Annotated in this window: 15 protein-coding genes; 3 read left to right on the top strand and 12 right to left on the bottom strand. The window is 47.1% G+C overall.

All coding sequences use genetic code 11. The annotated features are described in order from the left end of the window. Positions 1–22 precede the first annotated feature (22 nt). The 5 genes from tssD to KE626_RS34015 all read right to left on the bottom strand — a co-directional run bounded on the left by tssD (position 23) and on the right by KE626_RS34015 (position 4,263). Complete coding sequence (tssD, locus tag KE626_RS34035; RefSeq protein ID WP_211977557.1) at positions 23–409, bottom strand: type VI secretion system tube protein TssD; 387 nt, start codon at positions 407–409, stop codon at positions 23–25. 152 nt (positions 410–561) lie between these two features. Then, positions 562–1,086 carry a type VI secretion system TssO gene (gene tssO, locus KE626_RS34030; RefSeq protein WP_211977556.1) on the bottom strand — a complete coding sequence of 175 codons (525 nt, stop codon included), beginning with the start codon at positions 1,084–1,086 and terminating at the stop codon, positions 562–564. Positions 1,087–1,147: 61 nt separating this feature from the next. Beyond that, positions 1,148–2,323 carry a hypothetical protein gene (locus KE626_RS34025; RefSeq protein ID WP_211977555.1) on the bottom strand — a complete coding sequence of 392 codons (1,176 nt, stop codon included), beginning with the start codon at positions 2,321–2,323 and terminating at the stop codon, positions 1,148–1,150. A 10-nt stretch (positions 2,324–2,333) separates the two neighbouring features. Then, positions 2,334–3,188 (bottom strand): TssN family type VI secretion system protein, encoded by an 855-nt coding sequence (locus tag KE626_RS34020; RefSeq protein WP_211977554.1) that lies wholly within the window; start codon positions 3,186–3,188, stop codon positions 2,334–2,336. Positions 3,189–3,300: 112 nt separating this feature from the next. Further along, positions 3,301–4,263 (bottom strand): type VI secretion system baseplate subunit TssG, encoded by a 963-nt coding sequence (locus KE626_RS34015; protein ID WP_211977553.1) that lies wholly within the window; start codon positions 4,261–4,263, stop codon positions 3,301–3,303. 213 nt (positions 4,264–4,476) lie between these two features. Between KE626_RS34015 and KE626_RS34010 the strand changes: the two genes are divergently transcribed. From KE626_RS34010 to KE626_RS34000, 3 genes are read left to right on the top strand one after another with little or no spacing between them, the layout of a single operon-like run. Then, complete coding sequence (locus KE626_RS34010; protein ID WP_211977552.1) at positions 4,477–5,532, top strand: PKD domain-containing protein; 1,056 nt, start codon at positions 4,477–4,479, stop codon at positions 5,530–5,532. A 9-nt stretch (positions 5,533–5,541) separates the two neighbouring features. Continuing rightward, positions 5,542–5,973 carry a GPW/gp25 family protein gene (locus KE626_RS34005; RefSeq protein WP_211977551.1) on the top strand — a complete coding sequence of 144 codons (432 nt, stop codon included), beginning with the start codon at positions 5,542–5,544 and terminating at the stop codon, positions 5,971–5,973. Positions 5,974–5,998: 25 nt separating this feature from the next. Next, positions 5,999–7,825 (top strand): type VI secretion system baseplate subunit TssF, encoded by a 1,827-nt coding sequence (locus KE626_RS34000; protein ID WP_211977550.1) that lies wholly within the window; start codon positions 5,999–6,001, stop codon positions 7,823–7,825. A 4-nt stretch (positions 7,826–7,829) separates the two neighbouring features. On the opposite strand, the gene KE626_RS33995 is transcribed toward KE626_RS34000, so the two are convergent. The 7 genes from KE626_RS33995 to KE626_RS33965 form a co-directional block, all read right to left on the bottom strand. Next, positions 7,830–8,924 (bottom strand): transglycosylase SLT domain-containing protein, encoded by a 1,095-nt coding sequence (locus KE626_RS33995; protein ID WP_211977549.1) that lies wholly within the window; start codon positions 8,922–8,924, stop codon positions 7,830–7,832. Further along, positions 8,921–9,823 (bottom strand): hypothetical protein, encoded by a 903-nt coding sequence (locus tag KE626_RS33990; RefSeq protein WP_211977548.1) that lies wholly within the window; start codon positions 9,821–9,823, stop codon positions 8,921–8,923. The genes KE626_RS33995 and KE626_RS33990 overlap by 4 nt, the downstream gene beginning before the upstream one ends. A gap of 126 nt (positions 9,824–9,949) precedes the next feature. After that, on the bottom strand, positions 9,950–11,320 hold the full coding sequence (locus KE626_RS33985) for a DUF5458 family protein (RefSeq protein WP_211977547.1): 1,371 nt from the start codon (positions 11,318–11,320) through the stop codon (positions 9,950–9,952). A gap of 39 nt (positions 11,321–11,359) precedes the next feature. Further along, positions 11,360–11,806: a hypothetical protein gene (locus KE626_RS33980; protein WP_211977546.1), complete on the bottom strand. Its 447-nt coding sequence runs from the start codon at positions 11,804–11,806 to the stop codon at positions 11,360–11,362. 36 nt (positions 11,807–11,842) lie between these two features. Next, positions 11,843–14,284 (bottom strand): AAA family ATPase, encoded by a 2,442-nt coding sequence (locus tag KE626_RS33975; protein WP_211977545.1) that lies wholly within the window; start codon positions 14,282–14,284, stop codon positions 11,843–11,845. Between the two features lie 439 nt (positions 14,285–14,723). Further along, positions 14,724–15,752: a DUF3137 domain-containing protein gene (locus KE626_RS33970; protein ID WP_211977544.1), complete on the bottom strand. Its 1,029-nt coding sequence runs from the start codon at positions 15,750–15,752 to the stop codon at positions 14,724–14,726. Between the two features lie 13 nt (positions 15,753–15,765). Beyond that, complete coding sequence (locus tag KE626_RS33965) at positions 15,766–16,290, bottom strand: hypothetical protein (RefSeq protein ID WP_211977543.1); 525 nt, start codon at positions 16,288–16,290, stop codon at positions 15,766–15,768. Between the last annotated feature and the right edge of the window lie 8 nt (positions 16,291–16,298).

The raw sequence follows: 16,298 nt of genomic DNA, 5'->3' as shown, positions 1-16,298 counted from the left end.
TTCTACATCATGTAAGGAGTTATTACACCCATTCATTAACATGCTTTGCATTACCCATGCTCATTTCACGAGCTGAAATGGTAAAGGAGATCACCATAGGGTTTTTGTTTTCGTAGTCGAAAGACTCTTCAAACTTAACCAGGTAGCCTTCTTTAAATTCCAAAGTTTTCAATTTGGCATCAGTGTCTCTTTTGTAAAAGGTGATGGAGCCATCTTTTCTTTCAAAGTTGTTGACCATCCACTCAAAGAGTTCTGTTTTACCAGTAGATTCTACCGTCAGCTTAATGCGTCCGCCGCGGGTAATGGCCGATGGGCGTCCGGTAGCATCTGTTTCCTGTGTGAGATCGTAGGCGACGTGCTGTACATTGTACTCTTCACCGCCGGCTGTAAATTTTGCCTTGAATGACATGTGGGTTAATTTTTAAGGTTACAATAAAGAAAAAATAATTACGATTTATTTATGTATTTATAAGTCTCAAATATAGGATTAAATTTTTAATAGTTAAGGATCCTAACAAATAATTTTTATCGCCATATCTACCTGGAAAAACATTCATTATGCTAGTGAGCGCGGCTATTCAGCAACATCATTTGCCTGCAGTTATCAAGGTCCCTGCTCTTACTTTCCAGCTTCGAATTCAGGTCAGCCACCTGTACTTTCAGATCGGCAATACTTTGCTGTGCATTTTGCAATTCACGCAGTTGTTGCTTTGTTTGCTGCAGTGATAAACAGTTCTGCACAATGTTATCGTATAGACCATAATGGGTCACTGCATCCTTTGGTATGGAGTTGCGCATATCCGCCAGGGAAGCAGCTATCACCTGATCCATATAATTCGCATTCTGATTAGGCAGATTGATGGAATCGAGGTTATGTTTTACTTTATCCAGCTTTTGCAGGAACTCTGCCTGAAATGCCTGTTCCTGTCTGAAAGCACTGAGCTCCTTTCGCAGGGAAGCGTTTTCCCTTGCAGGAACCTGGTAGTTAAAAAATACGGCTAACACAAACAAAGCTACTGTTATAATAAAAAATAACAGGAACCATATAAAGGAAATATTTCTTTCCTGCCTGTTTAATACTTGCATACTACGAAATGATTTTTTTATTTGAAATTATCTTGCTGTTATAATACAATGAACGGATGACCTAGTCAGTAAAAAACCATCTTTTCGTTTTATGCTTACGCAGGTATTCTGCATCTTCCGCTGATTCTTCTTTCACAAAAATATTACCGTCCTGCTTGCGTCCGATATAATCCAGTCTGCTCAGGCTTTCAAACAGTTTATTCACAGCACGCACAAACGGGATCATCGGTTGCAGGCACTCTCTCACGTCGAGATGTTTATAACGGATATTAGCGCAATTGATCATCAGGTTTTCGAGTTCTCCCTGCCGCAGTTCACACCATTCTGACAGGTAGTTGAGCAATTCCTCTTTACCTGCGCCGGCGCGCTGATCAATTGCGTTTTTCATGGTACGTGCCAGGCCGGCGATAATCTCCAGCATCTGCGCCGGCGCCTGGTTCAGGGCCAGCCATCTGAACTGGGTAATACGGGTGCCCAGGAACTGTACCATTTTCTCAGTGATATAAAGTACCACCAGTGCGAGGTCGTTATTCTGATTTCTGCCGTAAATTTTTTGCACGATATGCACGCCGTACAGTTCCATTTGACCGAGGAACTGATCCAGCTCATGATGCAGATCTATCAACGCAGGATGTGCGCTTACAATGGTGCAGGGTGGAATATAGTCGTCATCCATCTGCGGGCGGCCATCCGTTACGTTGATGCGTGCCAGCACCATCTGGTAACTGCCCAGCTGACCGGATGGGAGCTGGGAAGCGGGCGCCACATATAAATTATATTCCGGCGTAGCATAAGGCAATCTCGGCGGATCTTCATCCAGTAATGGTTCCCCGCTGGGCTGGCGGTTAAACGGATTTACCTGTATCAATACATAGTAAGTACTTTCTGTGTGTTGCGGATCCCAGGTATAGGTAGCTTCGGGGAACGTAGTGGCATACTTCAGCGAATGCACAGTATGTTCCGGCACTTCTATCCTGCCGCCACCGGGCGTTAATGCCCGGCACTCTGTTAGTTTGATGCGCCACAGCTGCTGATTATCGCTGATAAACCAGCAACGCAGCGATTCTTTATTTTCCGCTTTGGGTGGTAAGAGGCCATAATTGAGGGCGTGTATGCTACAGGAAAGCGCGTCCCTGATCTGATCCAGCAGTGCATTCTCCGTATCTATGAAATGCTGCTTCTTTATCTTCATACCATCTACCCAGTTAACGGGAAAATGCTTTAACGGTTCTGCCATAATACTGCTTTTACGATAACATAATTCTGTTGCAAATAATTACACTGTTTTCTTTGATGCCGTTCATAAACACGGCTTTATTCGGATCCAGTGTTTTGGCGCCGCCAAACCAACGGGGCTTCAGGTGAAACACCCATCCGTAGGGCTGTCCGTTATTATCTACAAAATCAATAGGGGTATTGGGATACCGGTCGTTATAGTCATTTATAAAATGATAAAATAAATCACCCAGGTCCATTTTTATCGGCGTGCGGGCCCTGAAATAAGTACGGCTGTTGTCCGCAGGACCTTTCTCCATTTCCAGCCCGATAACGATCAGGTCTCTCATCTCATCCTCATTTACTTCCGGCATATCTTTATACATAGGATATTGCCACCATTTATGCACCTTAACGGGGATGGCCATCATCTTCTCAAAAGTTTTATACACAAAGGTGGGCAGCACAAACGAGAACATGCTGGTGAGCATCGGGTAATAAAGGAAAGTATCCTTATCCAGGAAGCGGTTTACCAACACGAATCCGGCCCCTCCAAATAACCAGATGGCCAGTATAAAGGACAGTTCAGATACCAGGGTTGTTTCATTTGCCCAGAAACGGGTATACATAAAATGGCAATGCACTATACCGAGCCCCAGAAACCATACTTCATAAAAATAATATTGGTTCATCAGGTTCTGATGCGTAAACAGGAAAGGGATGGAACTGATAACGGCAAATATCAGCGTCATACACACTAAATACAACAGTGCTTTCTTTTTATAAAGGCTGAAATTTTTAATGTATCTGCTGAGCAAGGCCACTATGAAAGATCCTAAGGCCAAAACACCGGCCAGTATAAAATAAAACTTAGCAGTATATCTCATAGTTCTTTTGGTATGTCAAGGTTTTTTTCGGGTTTGGGTACTAACATTTCTTCGGTTTTTCCAGATGCAGGATAATAGCAAAAATAATTCCATATAAACGGAGATCCGTCGTTTACAGAAAAAAATTGTATCCCATCAGGCCCTGCTCAGGTTGCTTATCATCCATGACTACCTTCTTATCGCCCGCCGGTGGCCTCAACAATGTATTAATCTCCACATCTGCCGGTAACAGGTATCCATAACAGGTTTCCAGCAACTTACCATATGGTTGCCACGGCAGGTAATCGTATATACGTTGACGTTTCACCGGTCCTATGCTGACAGTTATCACCGGCATATCTGTATAACATTGTGTGCCTACCATTGCATCTATGCCCAATGCGCATTCGCCCAAAGGCACATGATTATCCGTGTTGATGAGCTGTGGTTCCCGGTTCCACGTAATTTCAACGGGTTCTTCCAACACCTGCTCCAGGCACAGCTTTACCAGCGACATATTACCCGCAATGTGATGCATATACGGTAACAGTTTTACCAGCCTGTTAGCCCCCGCTGCCGGGAGCCCTTCCGGCAGGTTCCAGAATGCATGGAACAACTGGTCGGCATCTTTCCCAAATACATCAAACAACAAATGCTTTTCCCGCTGCTCCAGGTATACCCGCTGCAGGAAAAACTCATTTTCCAGCGGCTGGAAAAACCGGCGCGCCTGCAGTTGCTGCTGTTGCTGTTTTTTATAACGCGCTACCATTTCTGTAACCCCGCTCTGCCGGGACGACTGCTCCTGTCTGAACTCATGAAACACCCCCTGGGGTAAACGGTCATAGATCCCATCCCGGGAAAGCGAAAAATTTATAAATGGCTGATAAGGCTGACTATCATCCAGTTTTACATGAGTAATATCTGTAGTAAACGAACGGGTAAACACATTTCTCATCTGTACAACGACCTCTTCTTCCCGTACATGATTATCCAGTAACTCACCTACCACCACCTCCGCTCTTACATCATAAGGCAGAGCATTGACGTGGTCAATTACCTCCTCCAGCACGGCCGCCTTCTCTGCATTATTTACCATATGATATGATTTAGGTTTTTCTTATCCAGTTACAACTGTTAGCATAACTATCTTTCATCTATGGTTCCGGGCTAACAACTCAGTAACAAAAATAGGGGTTTGCTTTTATTATTGTGGCTTAAATTTTGATCCGTGAAAAAAATTTTTTTTACGTGAATTAACTGTCGCTATTTGTCTAAATTTATACTAAAATTGTAAAAACCTGAAAAACCGATGGCCCCCCGTAAACCCGAAAATGAACGTAAGGTAACGTCATTCAGACCCTTTGGAAAAATTGCCAGTCATGTTGACCCCATGGTGCTCTGGACATTTCTTGGATTATTCCTCATCAGCATAGTACTGCTCGCCTTCCAGCTCGACGGCAAGGAAGACTGCAGCAACACCGATATCAAACTCAGTCATATACAGAACAGTAACAGTAAAGCCTACGCTGTAGGTGAAGTCATTACTTTCAATGCAGAAACACCCGATAAGAAAACCGCTGCCTACACCTGGGAATTCGGCGACTCCAGTGCAAAGGCCACCGGCAAACAGGTATATCACTCCTTTAATAAAGCCGGGAGCTACCTGGTTACGCTGACTTCCGGCAAATGTACCTGGAACAGGGAGGTGCTGGTGATCATGAATACACCGGTAGCCACTGCAGGAAATGCCGCTGATATATTCCCCGTTATTGACGGCCCGTCCGAAGCCTTTGCAGGCAGGCCCGTTACCTTCAGCAACAAAACGCCTTCGGCCCGCGAATGGGTTTGGCGCCTGTTGCAGGATAATGCCGACACGCATACCAACTCTTCTGTGACCTATACTTTCTCTTCACCCGGGGAAAGAACCCTTTCACTTATTATTAATGGCGACAGCAGTCACATGGTACTCAAACATATCACCGTATTCCCGGCACGTCCGGCAGAACGTCCTGATATTCCCCAACCGGTGATAGACCCAACACCGCTGCCAACGCCAACAGCGCCTCCTCCGCCGCCGCCGGAGAAAAAGCCATCTATCTCTGACGACGAATTTAAATACCTGCTGATACAGGTTACCCAGAAACAAAAATCAGCATCCGACTTTGCACAGTATCTCTGCAACAACCTCAACGCAAGAGTGGTACTGAATGCCGACGATGTAGATAATTTTGCACATTTCTGTTCCCGTATATATGGCAAGAAGAAATTCAAGATAGAAAGGGTCAACCTGACTAAAACACCTGATGGTTGCATCAATGAGATCCTCATCAAATATGACCGTAAAAAAGTATTGGGTATATTTTAAGCGGAAATCATGAAAGGAAAATATTATAAACTGCCCATAGATTTTTCCCAGCTCCTGCAAAAAAGAGATATGCCGGCTATAGCACTGGAAGAATCTATTGAACAGCATATCCACCTGCTGATAACCACGGTATTGGGAGAAAATAAAGATGATCCCCAGTATGGCTGCGGATGGTGGGACAGCGACTTTGATATCAAGGCCTCCAATAATGAAGTAAAAGAGCAAATAGAAAATGCGGTAAAGGCATCTATTGTGCGCTACGAAAAAAGGATAACACAAATCAGGGTGGTGGCCGCTGTGAACCAGGAAGAGCTGATGCTGCCGGCTACCCGTAAAATGAAAAAGAAGATCCGTGTAACCGTAACCGGTGCCATTGCCAAAAACAACAACCCGTTTCAGTACAGCAGCTTCTTCTATATCAGTCCGTTATCTTATGATTGATCATTTTGTTTATTAACCGCTGCTCATGAAAGAAAAAAAAGAAAGAATAAAAGACCGGATGCTGAAAACGGCTGCCCGCTTATGGGGATATCCCGATGCGGAAGTGGAAACCTCCTTCGATCCGGTGGTGCAATTACTGCTCGAAGCCTGTGCCGCCGAGCTGGAAAAAATTTCCGGTGAGGTAGATGTATCGCATGCTCGCCTGGTAGAAAGACTTGCGCAGATCATGATGCCGGAACCTATTACCAGCAGCCAGCCGGCCTACGGTATCCTTCATGCGGTGGCCACGGAACCGGTGGCCGATATTCATGCCGATCACCAATTTTATCATCATACCAAAACAGGTACCCATACCCGTGACCTCTTCTTTTCGCCGGTAGCCAGTCACCGGCTTTTCCGCGGCCAGGTGCAATACATGGCCATTGGTAACAAATTATACGAAACACGCGATAACTGGTTCAAAGAACAGGTGCTCCAGGGTCAAAGCTTCCCTGACATGGCGCCCAACCACCTCTGGATAGGACTGTCTATGGAAGATGTAGCCCAGTCCTGGGAAGGAATGTCCTTCTTCTTTGACCTTCGTAATATTCACCAGCAGGAAATGTTTTATCACTACCTGCCCCTGGCGAGGGTATTTCTCAACAACCGGGAAGTAACGGTCAAAGCCGGTTACCACCACAGCCGCAGCGTAGCGGAAGAGGAAGTAGACAGCATGATACAGGTGGCCGTAAATAACAATGCCCGTTACAGCCAGCATATCCTGCAACGTTTCCGCCGGCATTTTCTTACTGTTACCAATGCTCCTGCCCCAACCGCGCCGGGCGTCCCCGAACCGCTGCTCCGGGTTTTCGGAGCGGAAAGCAACCGGCTCAACAAGGATGTTCACTGGTTACGCATTGAGTTCCCGGAATCGTTGCATCATACCCTGCTGGAAGATCTCTATTGCAGCATCAATTGTTTCCCGGTGATCAACAAAAAAAATAACGAGCAGTCGATGAAACTGAATCGTTATCTGAATATTATTCCGATGCAAACCCCTGATATCTTTTTTGATATCAAAAGGGTGTATGACCTGGAAGGCACTGATTACTATGTGCGTAACTTTTCCACTGCGGGCCAGATGCAGGAAGGCGAACTGGTAATACGCAGCAGCGGGATAGGCCGCTTTGACACCCGCGAGGCCAAAGAAGTAATTGCCTACCTCGTGGAAGTGATCCGGGACGAAAGTTCTTTGTTTGAAGAAGTGAAGAATGACTACGTCACCAACCGCATGCGGGAGTTACACCAGCTCATTGCATCCCTGGAAGAGCAGCTGCAGCCGGGCGCCAACAAAGGCAACATTCCCTATGTAATGGTGAAGCCAAAAGAAAATGCAGAATATATTTTCATTGAATTTTATTCCACCAATGGCACTGTAGCCAACAACATCCGCATGGGTACACGCCTGCTGGAATATGGCAATATCAACACCCGGCCCAACAGTATTACGTTACTTACCAATACCCAGGGAGGAAAAGACCGGTTGAATATCGATGAAAAGATAAATCTCTACCGCTCCCATCTCCTGTCGCACAATCGCATTGTAACGCCGGAAGATATCAAAGCGCTTTGCCGTACTATCTTTGGGAAGGAAATGAAATCGGCGGTAGTATCGAAAGGGATTGCCCTTCAACCGGGCAGTGGCGCCGGATACAGCCGCACGCTCGATATCCGGATTGCCTTATACCAGGCAACGGAACGATACCCTGCGGCAAATCTGCATTATATGAAGGAGGAGTTGCTGTTGCAACTGGAAGAAAAATCCAGCAATACTTTTCCGTACCGGGTATTTATCAATGAAGCGTTGGTATAATTTATCAGCGCAGGGCTACCGTTGTATGCGACGATGCAGTTGCCAGCGCAGTATTCCTGCTGTTACCGGATCCGCGTAACTGCACATCTCCGCCGGTCTTCAACAGATCGGCGGGTACGCCTTTCCTACCGTCTGTGGCATAAAGCACTATCGTATTACCGAAGCCAAGGTCTACATAAACGCGGTTGCTCACCAACCAGCCTTTACCCGAGAGACTGGAGTTTTTTCGTATATACACCCCGTTAGCCTGCAGGTCGTCGAGCAGTAAAATATTAACCAACTGCCCGTCTTCGAAGGCTTTGTTGTTTTGTAAGCGGGCAGCATATACCACTGCCGATTGTTTGGGAGCAACCTGTTTACCTAAAGTGATGCGGATGGTATTAAAATCTTTGTCGCCCGTTTTGCTTACCGGCGGAGGTGTAGCAAACACAGATCCGTTGGTGGTGTTTTTAGCAAAAACATTATACCCAAAGCCTGGCATATACAGTTCGGGGCTTTCAAAAAGCTGTTTGATAGCGATAATCTTGTAGATATACTGGGCGGTTTCATTATTGAGCATCAGCTGGTAATAATCCCGGCTGCCCTGTCTTTTTATGTTTTTGGAGATATTACCCGAGCCGGCATTATAGGCTGCTGCGGCCAGTGTCCAGGAGTTCAGCTGATCATGCAACAGGCGTATCAGTTTACAGGCCGCATGTGTTGCCTTGATCAGGTGATTGCGTTCATCATAGCCGGCACTTACGGTTAGTCCCAGTTCTGCCGCGGTACCTGGCATGATTTGCCATACGCCCTGCGCCCCCACCGGTGAAGTAGCATTACTCAATCCGCTTTCCACGATAGGCAGGTATTTAAAATCCAGTGGCACCTGGTACTGTTGCAGTATAGGCTCTATCACCGGGAAATATTGTTCTGCTTTCAGGCGTAAGGCGGGCAGGTATCCCTGGTAACGAAGGTTACGTTTAATGACATCCATGAGGCGAAAGGAAACGAAGTCTCTCTCCATTGGCACCACTTCCCCACAGAAATCCACCTGCTGAGCCATACCTGAATGGGCCAGCAGCAGCAGCAGGAGTCCTGTTAAAATACCACGTATCCTCATTGTTTGGCCAGCATGTATTTAGGCAGCACCGTTACCGGCACGTATAATACTACCTGTTGTTTTCCTTCTGTTGTTTGCAGTACGATGATCACTTCATCATCTTTCCTGTATTGTTTGGAAGGTACTACATACACCTCGCTGGCCTCTTCCCTGGGCGCGATGGTGGCCGGTCCTTTTTTGTAAAGAACAGGCATGGTAGTATGCAGCAGTGCGGTATCCTTTTTTTCCTTGTGGATCAGGCTTGCCTTTACTATTTCAAATGGTTCCCGGCTCCGGTTACGGATGCGGAAGCAGAAATAGTTCATGTTATTCAGGGTCATGGCCTGGGCATATCCAACGCTGATTCCTTCTACTTTCACCTCGTACTGATGGTTTACCTTATGGTCCTTTCCGAAGTCTTCCGCGATCTTGCTGACGGTGACAGTATCCACGCTGATCAGATGCCCGGTTTCTTCAGGGAGGTTGGCCAGCAGATCGTCTCCGCTTCTTTCGCCCCTGCCCGGACGCGGCGCCTGCGGCGTTGCTTCCGGTGTGGTAAACGCGCCGGTTGTTTTGGGCTTACCGGACAAAGTATATTTCAGGCGGGCCAGATCCGCTTTATCGTGGTAGGCGATAATCATATAATGGATGTTCTCTCCTTCCCGTACAATCAGGTTGGTAGGGCGGGGAGCGGCAGTGATGGGCCGCAGGAACACCATGTTGCCATCCACAATGCGATAATCGTAATCTGTATTTTTTCCGTCACCTATCTGGAAAGTACTGATGGGGGCGCCGGAAGTAATAAGGGTTACCGCGCCTTTGGTGGTCAGGATACTATCCGTTATAGCCTGGGCTTTTACAGACCATCCTGTACCGGTGATTAACAAACAAAGCAGTAAACTGCACAGCACTCGTTTCATCTTTTCGTCAACTTTTACTTTAAAATATGGCTTTTTCTATGTGTAGGGATTTTTCAGCGGTCAGCTTTCAGGGATACAGCACAGCATTAAAAACGCCGCTGAACCCCAAAAGCTGACCATTGAGGGCTACTTACCGTCCTGTTCGTAGGTAGTATCCCAATCTGTTGCATCATCGCCTTTTTGGCCCTCCATTTTGATCAGGAAGTTTTTGGCCGGGAAATAAGGCTTCAGGTGAATATCCAGGTGGATACGGTCTTTCTGGATCGGATCCTGTTCAAAACGCCGTACGTTGAAATCTTCGATCAGTTTATCCGGGCCGGTAATACCATCCAGGAACCGGATGATCTGCTTCATGAGATCCTTACGTGTATTGGCGTTGAAGTTTTCAAAAGCACGGCGGTTCAGGAAGTCCATCAGTACTTTGGTAACGAAATCGAATACGCGTACAACAGAGTAGGTTTGCAGTCCGAGGTTATCCCCGTTGAACAATGTTTTGGCGCTGAAGGCCATTACTTTGCCATATTCCTTTACCATGGGTACCAGGCCCATCTTTTCCAGGCTGGCTATTTCACTTTTCTTCAGTTCGAACTTCACCCCGTCCACTTCGTTCATGCCACCGAATTTTTTACCGGCGGTTACCTGCGACATCAGGGTTTTATAGATCTTACCCGCCAGTGCGCCGGAAGGCGGCACGTACAGGTGATCCTGCTCCCCTACCTCATCAAATTTGCCGCGGCCTACCAGCCAGTTGCAGGACATGATAACGTTGGAACGATGGATTTCCCCACCGGTGAGATTGGCCAGTTCAAACATCTCCATCACATCGTCCGGTGCATCCAGGTGCGCGAAGTCTGTTACCAGCATGGCTTTATTTTCGTGGGCGATCTTTGCCCATTTTTCGATCACCTTATTAGAGCCGAGGTAGCCGGGGATTACCAGCAAGCTGTAGTTGGTCCGCAGGTCAAGCCTGTCGTAGTTGCTTACCAGCTCATTGTTAACCGCATCAATAAAACGGGTATTGTCGAGGTCTTTCAACTGCTCCAGCTCTACGTTAATGAAGGAAATATTCTTTACTTTATCGGACTCTGTATTTTTGAAGAAGAGCGCCACATTGCGGTAAGATTGCTCCAGTTCGCGGGTGGACTCCACCGCTTCGCCAAGATTGGCGGACAGTACTTTTTCTGCCTGTTCTGCCTGGGTAGTGCAGTAATCGACCATTTCGGGCAGCTCAGTGGTTTCAGACAATACTTTTTCCCATAGGGACAGTACTTTTTTCAATTTATCCCTTTCGGCTTTTTTACCGGCTTCCGTCAGGAATATGCTGCGACGCGCCTTACGGTCGGGGTTAAGGTTTTGCGCGCCTTCTACAGCGCCTTCCAGCAGGTCGAAGCCGCCAAACTTCGCAAGATCTTCTATATTTCCGGTGAGGTTAACTTCCTGCTGCTGTGAAGACAGTCCATCATTTTGCAGCTCCTGGTTTTTCTGTAATTCTGCCATAATCAGTGAGGTTATGTTCCTGAACAGGGGAACAGTTAATTATTTGGTATTAAGGTCTTTCATCATTCCACGAATGGCGCCCAATATTGCTTTCCGGGCATCGGGATCTGCCAGTGCTGATTTCAGGATCTTATTTGTTTTCAGCTGTTTCATAATTTTCAGGTATTGTTCCTTTTCCGTAGCCAGGTCGTTCAGAAACGCACTCTGTGCCGTGATACCTTTTACTCCGAAATCGCCCAGGTGATGGAATTGTAGTTTTTCCGGCACGGTAGCTCCTTCAGCATCATGAAAACTTACATTCACGGCTGGTTTGAAATGTTCAAAAACAGCTTCCACGGAAGTAAGCCCTTCCACTATTTCAGGTTTAACAGGCGCCTGCTGGGTTAACTTTTCAGCAAACAGAGTACGGTTATGCGAGATTTCCGCAATGGCTTCGTTGGCGTCCAGCTTCACTTCTGTGCCGCCAATTCCGTAGTTGTCATTCATTTGAGATAAATTTAGAATTTTGGAATCTGACAATCATCAGTTTATTGTCCAGTCTAATTGTTCATTTTTTATATCGAGTGTTACCCTCATATCTTTTTGCAGGCTGCCGTTGATGATCATGCGCGATAATGGTTTACGCAGCTGACCGCGGATCACCTCCCGCAGCGGACGCGCCCCATATTGCGGCGAATAGCCCATCAGTGCCAGGTGCTGCCTTGCAGCGGCTGACACGGTTAATGCTATTTCCTGCTGTTGCAGCAATTGCAATAAATGCTGCAAATGAATATCAAAGATCTTCTCCACATTCGACTGCTGAATAGGACCGAAAGGCACGATCTCTGTCAGCCGTCCAAGGAACTCCGGTCTGAAATGACGGGCCATCAGTTCCATCAGCTGTTGGGATGCGGGAATAATATTTTGCTCAAAAGACCTGGCGATGGTTTCGCTGCCAATGTTGGAAGTGAAGAGCACCAGCGCATTGGAGAAGTCGCCTGTTTTCCCGAGACGGTCGTGCAGTTTACCTTCGTCCATGATCTGTAAAAAGATATCAAACACCGACGGATGGGCTTTTTCAATTTCGTCGAACAATACAACGGCGTAGGGTTGTTGCCGTATTTTGTTGACCAGTAATCCGCCTTCCTCATAACCTACATATCCCGGAGGAGCGCCATACAGCAATGCGGCAGCATGTTCCTCCTTAAACTCGGACATATCAAACCGGATCATGCTGCGTTCGTCCTGAAACAGAAAATCTGCCAGGGATTTCGCCAGCTCCGTTTTACCGGTGCCGGTAGGTCCGAGGAAAAAAAATGAACCGATCGGCTGTCCGGGGCGGCTTAAGCCGGAGCGTGATTCCAATATGGCATCCGCCACTGATTTTAGTGCATGGTCCTGCCCTACTACGCGTTTCCGCAGCTGGTCTTCCATGTTCACCAAACGCTCCCTTTCCTGCGACTGCACTTTTCCCAGCGGTATGCCGGTGATAGCGGCTATCATGGTGGCCAGGTCAACCGGCGTAATGGCATCCTGCTGCGTACCCACCACCGTAGCCAGCTGTTCCAGCAATTGCTGTAAAGCCGCTTTCAGTCCGGGCACCGTGGTTATTTTTCCGATATCTTCCGGCGTATGTAATCTGGCCGACAACAGCGCGCCCAGGCGTTCATTCATTTGACGATTAAACCACTGCAAATCTTCCGTTGATACAGATTCCTTACTGTCAAGCGCCGCCAATTCATGCTGCAGGGTTTGCAAAAGGGACTGTCCTGTGTCCTGCATGGCGCGGATAGCGGCCATGGTCCGGTCCAGTAAATTAATGGCGCTGTCCGGCAGGCACCTTTCCTTCAGGTAGCGGCGCGACAGGCGGATCGCTTCGTGTATGCCTTCGGGTGATACCTTCAGCTGGTAAAAGTTCTCATATACCGGCACTACTGCGCTCATCATGCGGGCGGCCAGGGTTTCGTCCGGTTCTGCCAGCGTGATGGTTTCGAAACGATGCCGCAGAATGGCATCCGGTTCTATGAGCTTACGAAAACCTTCCTGGGTAGTGGTACCGATCAGGATAATTTCCCCTTTACCCAACGCCGCTTTGATCACGTTAGCCATACCGCCGCCGGATTGTTTGTCGAGCAGGCTATGGAGATTATCAATAAAAAGTATATGCCTGCCCGTTTGTTTCAGTTGTTGTATGATCTGCAGCAGGCGGTCTTCCAGTTCATTCTTATAGGCTGCCCCCGCTATAAATGCGCCATAGTCGAGTGCATACATCTCTGAGGCCTGCAACTGCAGAGGTACCTGCTTTTGTACAATGGCCCTTGCCAAACCTTCTATGAGGACCGTTTTTCCTACACCGCCATCACCTATCACCAGTACGCTGCCACGGTCTTTCCGCGTAAGCACTTCCGTAATAGCCCTGATTTCTCCGTCACGGCCTATCACCGGATGAAAGGTTTTCAACAGTTGCGGATCGGTAGTGCGGTACACATATTTCAGGGCGGCAGGTTTGATGCCGCTTTTTGTTGCAGTATCAGCAGTTGTTTCCTTCCCGCTCTTGCCCGCATTTTTCAATTGCTCCCGTGTAAAAGGAAATGTTTTAAGTTGTTCATAAGAGAAACCCACACCTGGCGTACAGAGGGCGATAAGCAGGCTCCAGGCATCCGCCTCACCGCTGTCATTATCAGCAGCAATACTGATGGCCTCATTTAAAACGGCTGTTGCCGCTTCATCCGGCTCCGGTTCATCAGGAATACGTGATGCCCTGGGCATCTCATCAAGCCGCACCTCTGCCCATTCTTCCAGGTAGTATACATCTATGTCCATCTGGTGCAATGCAGGCGCAATTCCTGTTTCCCGGTGTAAACAGGCACGCAGCAAGTGCGCAGGTGTATACTGCGGATGATGATAATCTTTTGCAATGGCTGTTGCTATCCTTATGGCAGATTGCAATGCAGGGCCGAATATGGTCAATGTTGACAGGGTCATTTGGATGATACCAGGTTTTTCTAATATTAAGTTAACAATTACAATTACAAACGGGCGCCATCGCTGACGAGGGCAAAGTAAAGATACAGCGAAAACATTTACATAGAATTCAATCTGAAAAAAAACTCCGCCACAGGAGCACATTCTCTCTCCAATCAGATATTATACGTATTCACGGTCTGTCAAAACACAATACCACAGATCGTTTCAACGAATATAAAAAATATCGTAACATATTATTTATATTTTAAAACTGACACCGGAACAGCTGTCCAAAAGCCACACACGACAAGAAAGTATTGGGAGGATGTCTACCAATATAATATGACGCCTGCATTTTACATCTCCGGAAAAACAAAAAATAACGCCTAATGATAGCACAAGGTCATGGGAATACTTTGAGATATTCCCAGCGGTATGACAGCGGTATAAAAAAATTTTATGACCGGGAAAACGCATGGGTAGTCCAGATACTCATATTACCTCTCAGGTCTTCCGCCAGTTGCAACAGCGACATGAAGTCGAGATAATAATCCCGGAGCATCTGCCGGTCTTCCAGCGACTTATTCAGGGTTGTTTCAAAATAATCTGTTCCGTGACCGATACCGGCATAGATACGGTTATTATAAAAAGAGATAAACAGTTTGGCAGCGCTGCGCTCCTGCAGCCGGATGATTTGTTCCATTAATGCCGGGGTCAGCAGTTGGGTGGCTTCATTGACATCCGGCGAGTATACCATGAATTGTTTATTGAAAGCAGCATCCGAAGGCAATACTTTTTTACCCAGACTCCAGGTTTCGATGAACCCGTTATCGGCAGGAGAACTGGAAAACAGGGTACCGATGGTACTGCTGCGCGACAGGATATATACCGGTGTATGAAAATAGCGGGGAAACTGTCCTATAAAATAGCTGCCACGAAAAACTGTATCGGGTCCCTGACCGCGTACTGTTACTGATGGCATATGCGTTACCGTGAGATCGCAGCACTGGAAATTAAGATCGCCTCTTTTGCCGTATACCTGGTCGTTACCGGTAATATGATAATCTTTTTTTGCGAACAGCCCGCTTTCTGTAAACTCTTCGTAGCTCGCATAATTAATTGGCTGATAAATAAATGACGGATCAATAAAACCTATTACCGGTTTTACGATCCTTGTTTTAAAATCGTGCTGGTAGTCTGTGGCGGCCGTTATTCCCTTTTGTTTCATCATAAAATACCGGACGGCATAACCGCCGAGGGTAAACAGCAATACCATACCGGCAATCATGAGCGCCTGGTTACCACCGGCAGCCGGGGTGGTGGAAAACCGGATGATAAAAAATATAAACACCGCGAATGGCAACAGGCTGGCTATCCACATCCGGCGCATCCAGTTGCGGCCGGTAATACGTTTTTGCTCCATGGCCTGCAGTTCGTTGTTAAGCTGCTGGTCCAGGAAGGCATCAAATTCTTCCAGTGTTTTCATCTTTTACCTGTTATCAGTTAGCAGACCAGTTGGCAGAAGAGCCTCCGATTGTACTTGCCGCTTCCGGCACCCGTTGACTGATCAACGCTTTAAACGGCTGAACATTTTCTGCAGACAGCGGCAGTTTAAAAAAAGAGCGGCTTTGTCCTACCTGCAGGTGCGCATATTCCATCGGGAACAACCGCACCCTGATGATGCGCAGCGGCAATGTAAGTTTATAGTCCGTATAGGTGTCCACGTTATTCACTGCTTCCCCCCTCTCGAGGCGGCTTACAAAATCATGGATTTTCTCCGGCCGTTTCTTTGCCTGGTGTAGCATAAAAAGATAGGGAATCAGGATACCTACAGGCAGAAAAAGCAATATAAACAGTACGCCGGTGGGTGTTTCATTGCTTTTGCCGGCAAAAATACTGTAGCCGATCAGGCCAAAAACGAGCACAGCAAAAATTTCTGCGGTAATCAGCGCGTTGATAGTTTGCTTTTTATCCTTCTCATGGATGTTGAGCAGCGTTGTTTTCAGTTCAGCGAGGGTGTTCATCGATATAT

The organism is Chitinophaga hostae, from assembly GCF_018224885.1.
Lineage (GTDB): Bacteria > Bacteroidota > Bacteroidia > Chitinophagales > Chitinophagaceae > Chitinophaga > Chitinophaga hostae.
The sequence above is the reverse complement of the archived record's forward strand: the minus strand, read 5'-3'. Positions and strand labels throughout refer to the sequence as shown.